The following is a 13,879-nucleotide window of genomic DNA, read 5'->3' as shown; positions in this document are numbered from 1 at the left end:
TCCTGTATACCATGAACTGGGATGTTAGCCTCTGGCTAGCCTTGGTTGAACCACCGCTCCGCAAAGATCTGGCCACGGTCAGCGGGGGTATCCTCCTGAAACTCATTAGGCTGTTCTTCCAGTCCGTCCACCATGGCATCTCCTTCCGTGGGGCGGCCCGGCAAAATGACTTCCATACGCGTTCCGCCATCCGCGGAGTCCTTGATGGTGATGACACCATTGTGACGCTCAACCACAGCCTTGACGATGGCCAAGCCCAAGCCGGAGCCCGGCATCGAACGAGCTTCCGCAGAGCGGTAGAAACGCTCGAACACCTTTTCCCGCTCCTCTGGAGCAATACCGGGGCCAGAGTCATCGACGCGCAGACACACCTTGTTCGCTGCCACCTGACGCATAGACACGCGGACCGTACCGGTAGGCGGAGACCACTTGGCCGCATTGTCCATGAGGTTGAGCGTGGCACGACCCAAGGCGAAAGGATCGCCATCGAGCACCCACGGGATAAACCTCACGCGGAAATCCACATCGGGGCGGCGACGACGTGCTCGGTTGAGAGAGTTCTCCAAAACCTCATGCAGCTCCACCGGCTCCGGTTCCTTCTCCGTTGCGTCCTCTCGCGCCAAGTCCACGAGATCACCAATAAGAGTGGAGAGCTCAGACATCTGTGCCATCACGTCGTCTTCGAGGTCGCGGCGATCTTCTTCGCTGATGCCGAATCCACCACCAGACTTGTTAAGCATCATGAGTAGCTCAATATTGGTACGCATGGAGGTTAGCGGCGTCTTGAGCTCGTGACCGGCATCGGCCACGAATTGGGACTGCTGCACGCGAGCGTGCTGAAGGGCGCTCAGCATTCGGTTGAAGGACACCGTCAACTGCGCCATCTCATCGTTGCTGACAACTTCAATCGGGCGCAGGTCATTGGTCTGGGTAACGTAATCTGCCGCGCGCTTCAGGCGCGCGATCGGCTGCATTCCTGTCTTCGACACCACCATGCCCGCAAAAATTGCCAGCAGCACGCCGAAGGCAACGATAATCAGCAGCGCTGAGCCCACGGCAGAAATTAGTTCCTCAGTAGCGCTAAGGCTCTTAGCCACGACCACCGTGGCGCCGCCATCGTGAGATTTAGCCAACACCCGCTCGCCATTCACCGTACGGATGGAGGTTTCCGTCGTGTCACCGTCACGCTTGAAATCCCCGCCCACCGGGAGAGCATCACCGTAGGCAAAAGTGGCCGAAGGAGGCGAAATGGAGACCCGTGTCTCCGGGTTGTACAGCTTGAAGGACGCGATTTCTTGGTCGATATTGCCGACGAAGCTGGGATCCTGCGCTTGACGTATCAGCACATCGGCCTGTTGCGCCATGAGCTTATCCACGCTCGCCGTCATTGACGCTGCCACCAGCCAATAGGTCACCAATGTCATGACTGCAACCGATACAGCGACGACAACGCCTGTCACGAGAGAAAGGCGCCACCGTAGCGGCGCCCGTGAAGCCCAGCTGCCGCGGCGGGGGGACATGGCCACCTGTGCGGCGGCCGGTGAGGCTTCAGAAGGCACCGCGTGAGGCGCGGGCCTTCGGAGAATCACGCGATAGCCTCCCTCATCACGTAGCCCACGCCACGCACGGTGTGGATGAGACGCGGTTCGCCATCTTCCTCGGTCTTCTTACGCAAGTATCCAATGTAGACCTCGAGAGCGTTGCCCGAGGTGGGGAAATCATAGCCCCACACCTCTTCGAGGATGGTGTTGCGGGAGAGCACCTTGCGCGGGTTTTCCATAAGCAGATGCAGGAGGGCAAACTCGGTACGGGTCAGAGAGATCTGACGGCCGCCGCGGGTGACCTCACGGGTGTCTGCATCCAGCTTGAGATCCTCAAAGCTCAGCTGGGTTTCAGCCGGCGGCTTTGCACCAATGGAATCAGCAGCAGCGCGACGGACCAAGGAACGCACGCGCGCGAGCAGCTCCTCCAACGCGAAGGGCTTGGGCAGGTAGTCATCAGCACCCGCATCCAAGCCAGCAACACGATCCGAGACACCATCACGGGCGGTAAGCACAAGAATCGGACGGTCCCAGCCCTCACTACGCAGAGTGCGGCAGACCTCGAGGCCATCCATGTTTGGCATCATGACATCGAGGATGAGTAGATCAGGGTTATCGCTGTGCACTGCTTCGACGGCCTGAACACCATCGGCGGCCAGCGCCACATCGTAACCATTGAACTTCAGAGATCGGCGAAGCGATTCGCGTACGGCTTGCTCGTCATCCACGACTAGAATCTTCATAGAACCAATTATGACTTATGAAGGGCATTTTAACGAAGCGAAACGTATTATTTCGCCCCCTTCAATCCCCCCTTAAGGACGAAAATCACCCCTCCGGCTTCATACCCCCCTTCCTCAACCCCGAAACGCGCTGCTCAATGACGGGGTGAAGATAGAAAAATCCCCGGCATAATCACTCAGTTTGAATGACTACGCCGGGGATACTGTCACAGCAGCAGGCTTAAACGCCTTAGAACTGCTCGACGTCGATGAGGCCGAGCTTGGCAGCCTTCACCAGACGGCGCGGGATACGCACGGTCTGACCGTCGATGGTGACTTCCTGGAGGGCGACGTTGTCAGCCTTCCACTGGGAACGGCGAGAGTGGGTATTCGCGCGGGACTTCTTAAACTTAGGAGTTGCCATCTTTTCCTATCCTCCTTACGCGTTCTTCTTCTTACGGCGAGCCATTGCACCGAAGCGCTGGTTGAACTTCTCAACGCGGCCAGCGGTATCCATGACGCGCTGGGCACCAGTCCAGAACGGGTGGGACTCAGCGGTCACGTCGACGACGATGAGCGGGTACTCGTTGCCGTCTTCCCATTCAACGGTGCGGTCGGAGGTAGCGGTGGACTTGGTCAGGAAGGAGTGGCCGGTACCGGCGTCCTTGAAGACCACCGGGTGGTAATCCGGGTGGATATCTTTCTTCATATGTCGATTCCCTCAGGGTTGAACTACGGGTCGGTTCCCTCTCTCCACACCGTGCGTGGGTGCATCACTACACGTCGCAACGCCACAGCGTGCGTAAGGATCGTGCCCGAGTTGGGTCTCAATGCTTACAAACTGTGCGGCTCTCGCCGACAACTCGGAATATCCTACAGGGCCGAGGTACCAAAACCTAAATCGCGGCTACGGCCCAACATTTCCTTTATATCTCCAGCCACACAGGGCCTCAGAGGTTACACACCTGACGGGCGCTACACATGCGCTCTCGTCGCCAGTTTCGCCTGCTCTTACAGCGAGGTGAGCAGGGCAAGAGCTGGCACGCTATGCTTAGCGACGCCTCCCCGTCCGCACGCCTCTCAGCGCGGCCAACCGCACGCGCCTACTCGATGGCTCAACTGATCGGCGATTAGGTTCTGAGCTGGCTGGCATGTAAGATTTCCCCTTGCTGTTGTCAAAGTAATCGTTTTACGCCCTCATCAACTGGTGTTCAACGGATTAAGCCTCCTGCTCAACCTCACTTTTCGAGCGCCGCGCCTCACCGCGGATTAGGCACTCCGTTAGTCGCTTTCGATGTGGGCGGCTAGGAGAAAGAAGACCCATGTCGGCTATTTGCCAGGTAACGGGCCGCAAGCCGGAATTCGGCAAGCAGGTCTCGCACTCGCACCGCCGCACCTCGCGCCGTTGGAACCCCAACGTGCAGCGTCGTCGGTACTACCTGCCCTCCGAGGGCCGTACCATCACCCTGAATGTTTCCACCAAGGGCATGAAGATCATCGACCGTGACGGCATCGAGTCCGTCGTGGCCAAGATTCGCGCACGTGGGGAGAAGATCTAAAGATGGCACGTAATGACATCCGTCCAATCATCAAACTGAAGTCCACTGCGGGCACCGGTTACACCTACGTGACCCGCAAGAATAAGCGCAACAACCCGGATCGCATCACCCTCAAGAAGTTCGATCCGGTTGTCCGCAAGCACGTCGAATTCCGCGAGGAGCGATAATTTATGGCTAAGAAGTCTAAGATCGCCAAGAACGAGCAGCGCAAGGAAATCGTCGCCCGCTATGCGGAGCGTCGCGCTGAGCTCAAGGCAATCATCAAGAACCCGAACACCCCGGACGACGAGCGCCTCGAGGCGCAGTTCGAGCTGAACCGTCAGCCGCGCGACGCCGCACGCGTTCGCGTCCGTAACCGCGACGCTGCCGATGGCCGCCCGCGCGGTTACCTCCGCAAGTTCGGTCTGTCCCGTGTCCGTATGCGCGGCATGGCTCACCGTGGTGAGCTGCCGGGCGTTCGCAAGTCCAGCTGGTAAAGGGGTAACCACACAATGGCTGTCAAGCGTAATAACCACAAGAAGTTCCGTATGGAGCAGACCCGTCGCCCGAAGAAGAACCCGCTCAAGGCCGAGGGCATTGAGAAGGTTGACTACAAGGAGATCAAGACTCTGCGTCTGTTCATCTCCGATCGTGGCAAGATCCGCTCCCGTCGCGTCACCGGTCTGACCCCGCAGCAGCAGCGGCAGGTTGCTACTGCCGTCAAGAACGCACGCGAAATGGCTCTCCTGCCGTTCACGTCCCGCTAAACACTAGCTGGTTTCAACAGCGCACTTTTGCCGCTGTACTCGTGACTCACTAGGACAGGACAAAAGAGCTTTCAGGCCGCCGCCTCGTTCCTCATTCAGAGGAGCTGGGGCGGCGGTCCTCGTTTTCACCGCTACAACTGACGTAACCTCGCACCACCCGCCACATGGCCATCGGTGGCTGTACTGCTAGATTGAAGAACGAGAAATACCCTGACAGGAAGGGGCCTGAGAACCTATGTCGCTGCACGAATCCTTAACTGATCTAAGCGAGCTCGCCGCACACTGCCACTCCCCCGCGCACGCCCGTGGCCTGCTGGAAGAGGCCCAGGACCTCATCCGCAATGCTGCTGCGCACCGCGCGGATGGCGTCGAGCTGGCAGCGTGGTTTGCCCGCGTGGTCACAGATCTCGTGCGCTCTCCGGGCCTCTGCAGCCCTGTACGTCTCACTGGGCCTGCCGCCCGGGGCGATCTCTTACCATCCATGCGCATTACGTGGCTAGGAGAAGACCCTCAGCTGGAGCAGGTAATCGCCGATGCTGGCCTTAACTGCGCCGCGGTTGAAGCATCTGCCGCCACCCGTGCCGATGCCGGCCTCCCATTGGGCGCTGGCGGCGAAGAGGACCTCTACACGGATGTCTTAGCCAAGCGCCCAGCTCCGCTGAAGCTCGTCGATGGCCTGCCGGACCGTTCCGCTGACGTCGCCATCCGCCCGACTCTGCTGGCCCCTGTCTCCGCCATTGCCCGCTGGGCAGCGCCCGCCCCTCGCCCTACTCCGGATCGTTTGGCCATCGGAGTAGAACGCGAGCTGCTCACCGCCAGCGAGGCCGAGGGGCTCAGCCTCGCCTGGGGCACGGGCGTGGCACTTGAGCTCGGAAGGTGGTACGAGGGCGTCGACAAGCACGGCGTTGTTCTTGGTGACCTTCCCCCACTCGATCGCACCGCCTATGGCTCTGCCTGCCGCACTGTTTCTGCAACTGTAGAATCCATCGTTGCGCGGCACGGTAGTGTGGTAGGCACAACTAAAGGGTAGGAATTAAGCCCTTCCCGCTGTGCGGAGTACGATAGTTGAATTGAAAATAATTAGTGAGTGACGCTCATCGAAGGGAGTCCGCCTGATGGCAGGTACCGTTGGCAGGCCGCGTAAGAACAGCCCACGCCGCCGTGGCAACACCGCGCGCGAGGAGATCTTAGACGCCTCGTCCGAGCTGTTCACCACACAAGGGTTTGCCACGACTTCAACCCACCAGATCGCTGATGCCGTGGGTATTCGCCAGGCCTCGCTGTATTATCACTTTCCGTCCAAGACGGATATTTTCCTTACCCTGCTCAACTCCACCATCGAACCTTCCCTCGAGCTCGCAGAAGAGTTGGCTAACTCAGACGCCGCACCGGCCCAGCGCTTGTGGTCTCTCGTTGCGGCAGAGTCGCGCCTCTTGCTGACTTCCGCGTGGAATGTGGGCCGGCTATATCAGCTTCCGGTGGCTAACTCCCCGGAGTTTGGGGAGTACCACGAGCAGCGTGACCGTCTGAAGGAGCATTTCCGCTCGGCTGCCGCCGGGATTGTCGGTGAAGATGATCCGCGCGTTGAGCTCCCCTTCCACATCGCCCTATCCGTCATTGAAATGCGCCCCAATGATGGCACAGCACCGTTCGATGCGTCCCAGCGCGTGCCGGAGCAATCCGCCATGCTGGCGGATGCCGCACTGGCAGTCCTCGGCACCACTCCTCCCGACGCCGCAGAGGCCACGACCCTGGAGTTGCTCAAGAACCGCAATGACTCCATCTCTTCAGCCGCTGCTGCCGCCGCCGACCGCAAGAAGGCCGCACGCTAGTAGCCCTCGGCGCCTTCAGCGTCCGTGACGAATGGCGTAGTGCGCCAGAAACGTCTTATAGGGTTTGTAGACCTTCTCACCGTCGGCTTTGAGGTTGTCAACGAGTCGATCCATTTTGTGGTTCGTCTTCTTTTCCGTCCATTCCAGGGCGTCCGCAATCTCGCGCACGGATGGAATATCAGCATCCGTTGAGCCGGGCTTCTTGAGGTAACTCGCTAGCTGCCGCAGGAGTTCCTCCTGCTCATCGTTAGGTACGTGGCGAGTTCGGGTGCGTTCTTCTTCCTGCACCTGCTCGCGCTTGGTGCGACGAGCATAATTGCTATTCTCCACGTCAATGTAGAGCTCATAAGGGCACTCGGGGGTCTCAAAAGTGATACGGGATGGTCCGGGCGGAACGGCGGCCACTGCCCGCGGGCCGAGGTCGATTCGCGAGAACCCCTTAACCCCACGCAGCTCGATGCGTAACGGGATGTGGCTGCCCACGTTACAAATCATCCAGCCCTGGCCGGCGTACCACAGCTGGAAGAGATGACGGTGCAGGGTGAGATCACCTTCGCCCACACGAAAATCACCGGCGCGGCCGACAACGACTTCCTCCCCCGGTGCAACGATCCTCACGCCACCAATGAGATCATCAATCCGCAGCCGCGGGCCGCGTTCCGCTTCCTGAAGCGTATGTGGTTGTTGCGTGCTCATAGTCACCTCCGTCGGGGGCACAACTTGGCAATCATGCCCGGAAAATTGTCTTTCAGTCTAGCGCCAACTCCTATGGAGCTTCTGAAAGAGCCTTCCGCTAAGCCACAACTGCCCAGGTCACCAGGAAAATAAGGAAGATTACCACGACGGTCGCAGCGATGAAAAGTGCATTCGTGTTGTCCTTCTTGTCCGGTATGCGTGAACCTGACGGCACCGCCGGAGTTACAGGCGTTGAAGGATCAATGTGCTCCGTTGACGAGATGGGGTTTGCCGGTGTGAAAAATCCGGTTGGCCGACTGTGTTCTGTCGGCCCCGACGGCTCTGGCCACAGCTGCTGTTGCTGCTGCGATATGCGCGGTAGCGGAGATTGCTGTTCGGGTTGCGAGGGTGGTGTCACACGGGCCTCTGGCCCCGGTTGTGACTGGGCCTCTGGTGTGGGCACGTGCTGCCTAGGCAGTGCGGCCGGAGACGAGGTCGAGCTCGCTGCCTTGTCGAGAGCCGAGATGAACTCCTGCGCCGTGGCATAGCGGCGCATGGGCACGCCATCGAGGGCTTTATCTAATACCTTCTGTACGTGGCTAGCCACTCGCGCGGTTTCCGGAGCTAGGAAATCGGCAAAGGCCGCACTCGTCAGATCGGGGAGGCGACGCTCCCCTATCCACTCGCTGCGGGGCATCGTGTCTTTGAGATGATGCAGAGTCAACATTTCAAAGGCGATGAGTGCCAAGGCGTAATCGTCTGCACGGGCCGAAAGATCATCATCGCCATAAGCTCGGCCATTGTTCTCGGGGGCCAAATACTTTTCTGTTCCTACGATGTGCCCAATCCTTGTCAGGCGGGACTGGCCTTCCTGAATGCTGATGCCGAAGTCCGTGAGGACAGCTGGCGGGAGACTACCTGGACGCTTCCGAAGCAGAATATTCGCCGGCTTGACGTCGCGGTGTACCCAGCCAGGATGTAACTCGTGGTGCATGTAGTCCAATGCCGAGGCAATCGGCTTGAGGTAATAGACAACCTCATTCACGCTAAAGCCTCGTCCAGTGCGGGCGCGATCCTTAATCGCATGCGCGAGAGTGCCACCGTCAATAAAGGCCATGACCATAACGTCGTCACCACGCGGAGTTGATTCCTTGGAGTAGAACTGAACCACGCCGGGATGGCTTCCGATACGGGTCAGCGCCTTCATCTCGTTGTGGAAGCGGGCGCGTGAGGCTTCATCACGGACATCATCAAGCAGCACCTTGACCGCTAGTTCTCGGGAGAGATCTGGATCCGTCGCATGAAAGACCTGCCCCATGCCGCCTTCACCCAACAGGTACACGGTGGTGTAGCGCTTATGCTGGGTAAGCCACTGAACGAAATAGGAACTAGTCACCTGACCATTGCACCATATGCAAAGAGTGCGCTGAGTCTGCCATGTCCCGTCTCCCCCGAATGGAGGGTACTCCCCTCGGTTGATGCCGGTTCGGGCATGCTCGTTATGATCGCTGTTGTTCTCAATCGTCTTTCCAAGGACTTTATGACTACCCCAGGATTTGGCACGAACTCTTATTCCGAGCAGCACGACCTCACCCCGGCTTCTGCTCACCCGGCTTCTGCTGCCTCTGAACAGCGCAATAATGTGCCGATCATGTGCGCGATCGCCATCCTCGTCGCGCTCATGATCTCCGGAATCGTTATTTGGAACGACGTGCGCTCCACCAGCCAAGAAATACCTGTGGCAGGAGAAAACTCCGACACTGCCGTGGCCTCGGAAGATCCAGAGCTTGAGCCCAAGGACAGTGCTGCGGAAGAGGCCTCACCGATCACAGACGCCGCGGCGGATAATGACGCCGCGGCGGATGCTTCCGACGTTGCTGCGGTTCCGCCCGGCCTGACTGCCGCCGGTTGGTCCGATTTCCCGGAGGCACGCTGTCAGAACCGTGAATCGATGGTCTTCGCAGCAGCTGGCTCCGACCCGAATTCACACATTGTTATCTGCGAGAGTCACGATTCCCTCGTCTACCGCGGTGTGTGGTCAAGCGGCGCTGCCTTTGGACCGGCAAGAGGCAACGGCACTGATTTCAGCGCTGCCATTGTGGATCCCGCAAGTGGCGCCACCACTGGTTCAGTATTGACTATCCGCGGCAAGGACTATGCCATCGACGGCGATACCGGAGTCTTTGACGTGTACTGGCCAAAATAAGGGTGGGCGAGCTTCTGACTCGACGTTATACCGCTCCCTGCTGGCAGCCGGCCGAAGGCCACTCCACGTCAGCGGACTCCAGCTGAGACACAAGGCGAGTGAGCATCTGTTGGGCATCGCCGTACTGCCCAGATTCAGCTTCGGCATAGATAGCCACGGCTACCGTGCGGCCGCCAAGGGTGATAAGACCCATCTGGCGGGCCTCATAGGAACCATCGGTGGCTGGGCCCCATCCACCTTTCTTCACTGCACCTTCAACGCCTCCAAGGCCATAGTTTTGCGCCGGATCGGGTTGCCCCATCGCCGCGAGCACTGCCTCCGCGCCATCCATACAGCCCAGTGCGGCCACGAACTCAGCTTGTTGGACCACCGACCACTGGGTTTGTCCAAAGGAACTAAAACCTTCGCGCGGCGGAATGGCCGGCACCGTGACCGTTCCGATGACGGCCTGCGTTGCCTGTGCTGCTTTCTCGCCCCCACCGAGTGCGGACCACAGCGAATCAGCAGCAGCGTTATCGGAATACGTGATTGCTTGAGACACAGCACCGGAATCAGCTACCCCGGCACGCTCAGCGGCGATGGCGAGGGGAACCTTCGACGTCGACCATGCGGCCACTGGGTCGGTGATTCCCGCGGCAAAGACTTCGTCAGCACCGGCCACGGCGATGCCGGTTCCGGGGTTCTCCGCCGCGATGGCGTCGAGGGCTTCCTGGGGGCTAGCCGCCTCAATCACGGGAACGTCCTCCATCGTGTCGGGGGCGGATGAGGTTTCCGGCAGCGTAGGCTGCGGAGTCGAGGGGCCGAGTGCTGACGGATCCTCGGCAGAGTCATGGGAGGAGACGTCCCCAATCGTGCAGGCGCTGAGCAGCGCTACCGACACGACGGTCGCGGTAGCAAGCGCGGAATCGCGCAGTGTCAACATTCGGCGCATTAGAGGATGTACACGATCGCGTTGTTGCCACCAGTGCAGGTGACAAATTTGCCGTTATCGGAGCAGTCCATCGTGTAGGTCTGCTTGGTCACCGGACTGTAGGCGGAAATCGTCGCGTTGAGTTCTTTGGTATCGACATAGTGCTTCACGTATTCATCGCGCACGATGTTGGCAAAGGCCTCGGAGGTAACCGTGGAACCGCGGTATATGCTGTTAAAGTTTCCGCCCGGTTCGTTGTTGCGGGCAGCGTCGTTCACGGGCTCAGCACCAGCTGGGAGCTCAGGGTGCTCAGGGCGTTTCTTCGGTTCGGAGCTCGTAGTCTGTTCCGAAGAGGTCGGTGACTCCGCGGTTCCCGCTGTAGAGTTTGCTTCGCCCTCATCGCCTGTGGCCTCCTCGGTTGCCTGCACGCCCGTGGTCAGTGGCGGCTGGGCCTGATGTCCAGAGGTGGAGTTCTTAAAGAAGAAGAGGTAGCCCAGCGCAGCAATGACGAGGAGAACGGCGAGGATCAGAACGGCGATGAGAACCATCTTGCCGCCGTTGGAGGAGCTAGAGTGTGCCGTAGCCTGCTGCGGGTATGCGGCAGGCGAACCACCAGCGGGCACTGTCTGCTGTCCCCACTGGTTCTGCTGTCCTTGCCAGCCCTGCTGACCTGGGTTTTGTTCCTGTGTAGGAAACTGCTGGGTCGGATGGGCAGCGCCCTGCTGTGCGAAGGGATTGGAGTACTGACGATTTTGGCTCAAAGGGCCTGACTGGGGCTCAAAGTCCACAGTCTCCGGGTGGGTATCCTTGCGCGACGAGTGCGGTTGGCCGCCGTGTTCCTGAGGGTGGGGCGCGCCGAATCCATGGTTGCGTTCTGAGTCAGTCACCGAAACCTCCGTTTCTACAGTGCCTGCAGCGTCGATGTCTGGAGTGGTTGCCGCTACAGCGAGTACAGTGCCTCCATCTTTGCACAGTGGTGACGGATATCTTGCTCAATTTCTTAGCGCAGTCACGAGAGCGCGGGGAATATCCCTCAAAAGTGGCGAGCACCGCGCGGGATTAGGCGGATACGGTTTAAGTTGTTAGAGACACCTCTCACGCATGCGGAAAGGCGGGTACGGACCCATGACATTTCCTTCTGGCCCCTCGGGCACACCATCTGGACGCTCAGGAGGTAACTCCGGTTTCGGTACCCCTCGTCCCGGCTTTGGTTCTCCTGCCGGGAGTTCTGGGGGTTCCGGCCATGGTGGGCCGCCGCCCTTCGGCAGCCGCCCCCAGAGCCCGGGGTCGTATCCGGGTGCTCCTACTGGCGGTAGTAGCGCCAACGCGCAGCCCGTTTTCGGTGGCGGGTCGACGCCTCCCCCGGGTCATGCCCAGTCGGGCCAACCACAGTCGTCGTTCCACGCCCCGAACCAGCCCCCGCAGCAGCCGCAGACACCGCAGTACTCCGCCCCGACGTCCCCGCAAGGCGCCGGCAAAGGAAAAGGCAGGTTCAGCGGCGCGATCGGCGCGCTCATTGCCCTCCTCGTTGTCCTCGCCATTGTTTTAGGTGTTGGCGCGTGGTTGATCTGGGGCCGTGACTCCGCCGATGCTGCACAGGCGGGGGCGTCCTCGGAGCAGACGTCGACAGCCGCGCTTGCCGGCACTCCGATTAGCACGCATGGCAGCATCGACACGGATCTCACCGAACAGGATGCGGTTATCGCACGCACTCTGTTTCCGGATTCCTATGTCTCCCACGGAGGCAGCACAAATATTGCTGATGTGCACCTGGCTGAGGGGCAGCGCCAACTCATCGCAGTCTTTGGGTTTATTGATAATCGTGAGAACTCCAAGGCTGCCAGCGCTACAGTTACCGTCAATGGAAGTGATGGCGCAGAGCTTGCATCTTTCGAGGTCCCCGTCGAGGAAGCAGTGGAAATGCCTATCAACGTGGCGAATCACCAGACACTGCGTTTTACCTTTACCTACAAGGATTCCGCCGGCAATCCTGCTGAGAACACCGGCTTCGCGGTGGCCTCACTGCACGCGCAGTAATAACCCGCATACCACGCAGGCCGCCCCTCAACCAGTGCGCTGCACCGAGCTGAGGGGCGGCTTTGTCAGGTCCTGCGCATACCGTCAGGACAAAGCTTTCAGGGAATTTAGTGGAAGAAGTGGCGCGTACCGGTGAAGTACATGGTCACACCGGCCTTCTTCGCGGCCTCAATGACCTCCTCATCACGGATGGAACCACCGGGCTGAACAACGGCCTTGACGCCTGCCTCAAGGAGGACTTCGAGGCCATCAGCGAACGGGAAGAAGGCATCGGAGGCGGCGAAGGAGCCTTCAGTACGATTGGTGCCGTCCGCCAGAGTGTTGGCGCGCTCGACGGCGAGCTTGGCAGAGTCCACGCGGTTGACCTGGCCCATGCCCACGCCCACGGTGGCGTTATCCTTGGCCAGCAGGATGGCGTTGGACTTCACCGCGCGCACGGAGCGCCAGGCAAACTCGAGCTGTGCCAGGTCGGACTCGTTGAGCGCCTCACCAGCAGCCAGAGTCCAGTTGGCCGGGTTATCGCCCTCTGCCTGGTAAGTATCCGGTTCCTGGGTGAGCACACCACCGGAGATGAACTTAACTTCCTCCTCCGGCGCTTCGTGCTCTGCCTGCAGCACGCGCAGGTTCTTCTTGGCCTTGAGGACGTCAATGGCGCCCTCCTCGTAGGACGGGGCCACGATGACCTCGGTGAAGATCTCCTTGACCTGCTCGGCCATCTCCACGGTCACCTCACGGTTGACGGCGATAACGCCACCGAAGGCAGACATGGGGTCGCAGGCGTGTGCTGCGCGGTGAGCAGCCGCGATGGACTCTTCAGATACCGCGATGCCACACGGATTAGCGTGCTTGATGATCGCCACGCAGGGGCGATCATGATCCCAAGCCGCGCGCCACGCGGCGTCGGCGTCCTGGTAGTTGTTGTAGCTCATCTCCTTGCCGTTAAACTGCTTCGCATTGGCCAAACCGCTAGTACCGATGCGGGTCACGGTCGCCTTTTGGTGGGAGTTCTCGCCATAGCGCAGCGAGGTGGTTGTAGGCTCCTCGCTGAGCTGATCAACGAACCATGCAGACACCGCGGCGTCATAATCTGCAGTGTGCAGGAAGGCATCACGGGCTAGGCCGCGGCGCTGCTCCAGAGTGAAACCGCCGGTGGCGACGGCCTCAGTGACATCGCCGTAACGAGCCGGGTCCACGACAACCGCCACGGATGGGTGGTTCTTTGCGGCCGCGCGGACCATGGAGGGGCCGCCGATGTCGATTTGCTCGACGCAGCCATCGAAGTCCGCGCCGGACGCTACGGTCTCACGGAAGGGGTACAGGTTGACCACGACGAGCTGGAAGGGCTCAACCTCCAGCTCAGAGAGTTGGTTGAGGTGGTCTTCCTTGCGGGTATCCGCCAGGATGCCGGCATGCACGCGCGGGTGCAAAGTCTTGACGCGGCCTTCCAGGCACTCCGGGAAGCCGGTGAGCTTCTCCACGGGGGTGACCTCGATGCCCAGATCCGCAATCTTCTTCGCGGTCGAGCCGGTGGAGACGATTTCTACTCCGGCCTTGTCGAGGGCCTGGGCAAGGTCCTCCAAACCGGTCTTGTCGTAAACGCTAATCAGTGCGCGCTTGATGGTCTTACGATCTTCGCTCATGGTGTGGGGAC

Annotated in this window: 17 protein-coding genes; 8 read left to right on the top strand and 9 right to left on the bottom strand. The window is 60.0% G+C overall.

Annotated features, from left to right (window positions below; translation table 11 throughout):
* Positions 1-35: 35 nt before the first annotated feature.
* The 4 genes from CSING_RS04465 to CSING_RS04450 all read right to left on the bottom strand — a co-directional run bounded on the left by CSING_RS04465 (position 36) and on the right by CSING_RS04450 (position 2,972).
* Positions 36-1,589: a HAMP domain-containing sensor histidine kinase gene (locus CSING_RS04465; protein ID WP_042530065.1), complete on the bottom strand. Its 1,554-nt coding sequence runs from the start codon at positions 1,587-1,589 to the stop codon at positions 36-38.
* A complete protein-coding gene (locus CSING_RS04460; RefSeq protein WP_042530063.1) occupies positions 1,586-2,284 on the bottom strand; it encodes a response regulator transcription factor in 699 nt (232 codons plus the stop codon). Before CSING_RS04460 ends, CSING_RS04465 begins: the two co-directional genes overlap by 4 nt.
* A gap of 229 nt (positions 2,285-2,513) precedes the next feature.
* Entirely contained in the window at positions 2,514-2,687 is a 174-nt protein-coding gene (gene rpmF / locus CSING_RS04455; protein WP_039674524.1) for a 50S ribosomal protein L32, read from the bottom strand.
* A gap of 15 nt (positions 2,688-2,702) precedes the next feature.
* A complete protein-coding gene (locus CSING_RS04450) occupies positions 2,703-2,972 on the bottom strand; it encodes a type B 50S ribosomal protein L31 (protein WP_005530151.1) in 270 nt (89 codons plus the stop codon).
* Between the two features lie 613 nt (positions 2,973-3,585).
* Here CSING_RS04450 and rpmB point away from each other — a divergent pair.
* From rpmB to CSING_RS04420, 6 genes are all read left to right on the top strand, one after another.
* Positions 3,586-3,822, top strand: coding sequence for a 50S ribosomal protein L28 (gene rpmB, locus CSING_RS04445; RefSeq protein WP_005279911.1), 237 nt, complete (start codon positions 3,586-3,588; stop codon positions 3,820-3,822).
* Positions 3,823-3,824: 2 nt separating this feature from the next.
* On the top strand, positions 3,825-3,989 hold the full coding sequence (gene rpmG, locus CSING_RS04440) for a 50S ribosomal protein L33 (RefSeq protein WP_042530058.1): 165 nt from the start codon (positions 3,825-3,827) through the stop codon (positions 3,987-3,989).
* 3 nt (positions 3,990-3,992) lie between these two features.
* Complete coding sequence (gene rpsN, locus CSING_RS04435) at positions 3,993-4,298, top strand: 30S ribosomal protein S14 (RefSeq protein ID WP_042530056.1); 306 nt, start codon at positions 3,993-3,995, stop codon at positions 4,296-4,298.
* A gap of 15 nt (positions 4,299-4,313) precedes the next feature.
* Positions 4,314-4,568 carry a 30S ribosomal protein S18 gene (rpsR, locus tag CSING_RS04430; RefSeq protein WP_010187626.1) on the top strand — a complete coding sequence of 85 codons (255 nt, stop codon included), beginning with the start codon at positions 4,314-4,316 and terminating at the stop codon, positions 4,566-4,568.
* A gap of 235 nt (positions 4,569-4,803) precedes the next feature.
* Positions 4,804-5,598, top strand: a complete 795-nt coding sequence (locus tag CSING_RS04425; protein ID WP_042530054.1) for a hypothetical protein — start codon at positions 4,804-4,806, stop codon at positions 5,596-5,598.
* 85 nt (positions 5,599-5,683) lie between these two features.
* The gene (locus CSING_RS04420) at positions 5,684-6,400 is read left to right on the top strand and encodes a TetR/AcrR family transcriptional regulator (protein WP_042530052.1); all 717 of its coding nucleotides are present in this window, start codon (positions 5,684-5,686) and stop codon (positions 6,398-6,400) included.
* A 15-nt stretch (positions 6,401-6,415) separates the two neighbouring features.
* On the opposite strand, the gene CSING_RS04415 is transcribed toward CSING_RS04420, so the two are convergent.
* Positions 6,416-7,096, bottom strand: a complete 681-nt coding sequence (locus CSING_RS04415; protein WP_042530050.1) for a hypothetical protein — start codon at positions 7,094-7,096, stop codon at positions 6,416-6,418.
* Positions 7,097-7,193: 97 nt separating this feature from the next.
* Positions 7,194-8,471 carry a serine/threonine-protein kinase gene (locus tag CSING_RS04410; protein ID WP_042530048.1) on the bottom strand — a complete coding sequence of 426 codons (1,278 nt, stop codon included), beginning with the start codon at positions 8,469-8,471 and terminating at the stop codon, positions 7,194-7,196.
* A 144-nt stretch (positions 8,472-8,615) separates the two neighbouring features.
* Here CSING_RS04410 and CSING_RS04405 point away from each other — a divergent pair, with 144 nt between their 5' ends.
* Positions 8,616-9,281 carry a hypothetical protein gene (locus CSING_RS04405; protein ID WP_042533141.1) on the top strand — a complete coding sequence of 222 codons (666 nt, stop codon included), beginning with the start codon at positions 8,616-8,618 and terminating at the stop codon, positions 9,279-9,281.
* A gap of 25 nt (positions 9,282-9,306) precedes the next feature.
* On the opposite strand, the gene CSING_RS04400 is transcribed toward CSING_RS04405, so the two are convergent.
* Positions 9,307-10,203 carry a serine hydrolase gene (locus tag CSING_RS04400; protein ID WP_042530046.1) on the bottom strand — a complete coding sequence of 299 codons (897 nt, stop codon included), beginning with the start codon at positions 10,201-10,203 and terminating at the stop codon, positions 9,307-9,309.
* Positions 10,204-10,211: 8 nt separating this feature from the next.
* Entirely contained in the window at positions 10,212-11,078 is an 867-nt protein-coding gene (locus tag CSING_RS04395; protein ID WP_042530045.1) for a hypothetical protein, read from the bottom strand.
* A 238-nt stretch (positions 11,079-11,316) separates the two neighbouring features.
* On the opposite strand from CSING_RS04395, the gene CSING_RS04390 reads away from it, so the two are divergent.
* Positions 11,317-12,228: a flagellar basal body-associated FliL family protein gene (locus tag CSING_RS04390; RefSeq protein ID WP_042530043.1), complete on the top strand. Its 912-nt coding sequence runs from the start codon at positions 11,317-11,319 to the stop codon at positions 12,226-12,228.
* A 107-nt stretch (positions 12,229-12,335) separates the two neighbouring features.
* Here CSING_RS04390 and purH read toward each other — a convergent pair whose 3' ends face one another.
* Positions 12,336-13,868 carry a bifunctional phosphoribosylaminoimidazolecarboxamide formyltransferase/IMP cyclohydrolase gene (gene purH, locus CSING_RS04385; protein WP_042530041.1) on the bottom strand — a complete coding sequence of 511 codons (1,533 nt, stop codon included), beginning with the start codon at positions 13,866-13,868 and terminating at the stop codon, positions 12,336-12,338.
* Positions 13,869-13,879 lie beyond the last annotated feature (11 nt).

Source organism: Corynebacterium singulare (assembly GCF_000833575.1).
Taxonomy (GTDB): domain Bacteria; phylum Actinomycetota; class Actinomycetes; order Mycobacteriales; family Mycobacteriaceae; genus Corynebacterium; species Corynebacterium singulare.
This window is presented reverse-complemented; position numbering and strand designations above follow the sequence as displayed.

Excerpts from the sequence above, each read along its gene's own strand:
- CSING_RS04460 (WP_042530063.1), bottom strand. The coding sequence starts at position 2,284 with ATGAAGATTCTAGTCGTGGATGACGAGCAAGCCGTACGCGAATCGCTT.
- rpmF (WP_039674524.1), bottom strand. The coding sequence starts at position 2,687 with ATGGCAACTCCTAAGTTTAAGAAGTCCCGCGCGAATACCCACTCTCGC.
- CSING_RS04450 (WP_005530151.1), bottom strand. The coding sequence starts at position 2,972 with ATGAAGAAAGATATCCACCCGGATTACCACCCGGTGGTCTTCAAGGAC.
- rpmB (WP_005279911.1), top strand. The coding sequence starts at position 3,586 with ATGTCGGCTATTTGCCAGGTAACGGGCCGCAAGCCGGAATTCGGCAAG.
- rpmG (WP_042530058.1), top strand. The coding sequence starts at position 3,825 with ATGGCACGTAATGACATCCGTCCAATCATCAAACTGAAGTCCACTGCG.
- rpsN (WP_042530056.1), top strand. The coding sequence starts at position 3,993 with ATGGCTAAGAAGTCTAAGATCGCCAAGAACGAGCAGCGCAAGGAAATC.
- rpsR (WP_010187626.1), top strand. The coding sequence starts at position 4,314 with ATGGCTGTCAAGCGTAATAACCACAAGAAGTTCCGTATGGAGCAGACC.
- CSING_RS04425 (WP_042530054.1), top strand. The coding sequence starts at position 4,804 with ATGTCGCTGCACGAATCCTTAACTGATCTAAGCGAGCTCGCCGCACAC.
- CSING_RS04420 (WP_042530052.1), top strand. The coding sequence starts at position 5,684 with ATGGCAGGTACCGTTGGCAGGCCGCGTAAGAACAGCCCACGCCGCCGT.
- CSING_RS04415 (WP_042530050.1), bottom strand. The coding sequence starts at position 7,096 with ATGAGCACGCAACAACCACATACGCTTCAGGAAGCGGAACGCGGCCCG.
- CSING_RS04405 (WP_042533141.1), top strand. The coding sequence starts at position 8,616 with ATGACTACCCCAGGATTTGGCACGAACTCTTATTCCGAGCAGCACGAC.
- CSING_RS04400 (WP_042530046.1), bottom strand. The coding sequence starts at position 10,203 with ATGTTGACACTGCGCGATTCCGCGCTTGCTACCGCGACCGTCGTGTCG.
- CSING_RS04390 (WP_042530043.1), top strand. The coding sequence starts at position 11,317 with ATGACATTTCCTTCTGGCCCCTCGGGCACACCATCTGGACGCTCAGGA.
- purH (WP_042530041.1), bottom strand. The coding sequence starts at position 13,868 with ATGAGCGAAGATCGTAAGACCATCAAGCGCGCACTGATTAGCGTTTAC.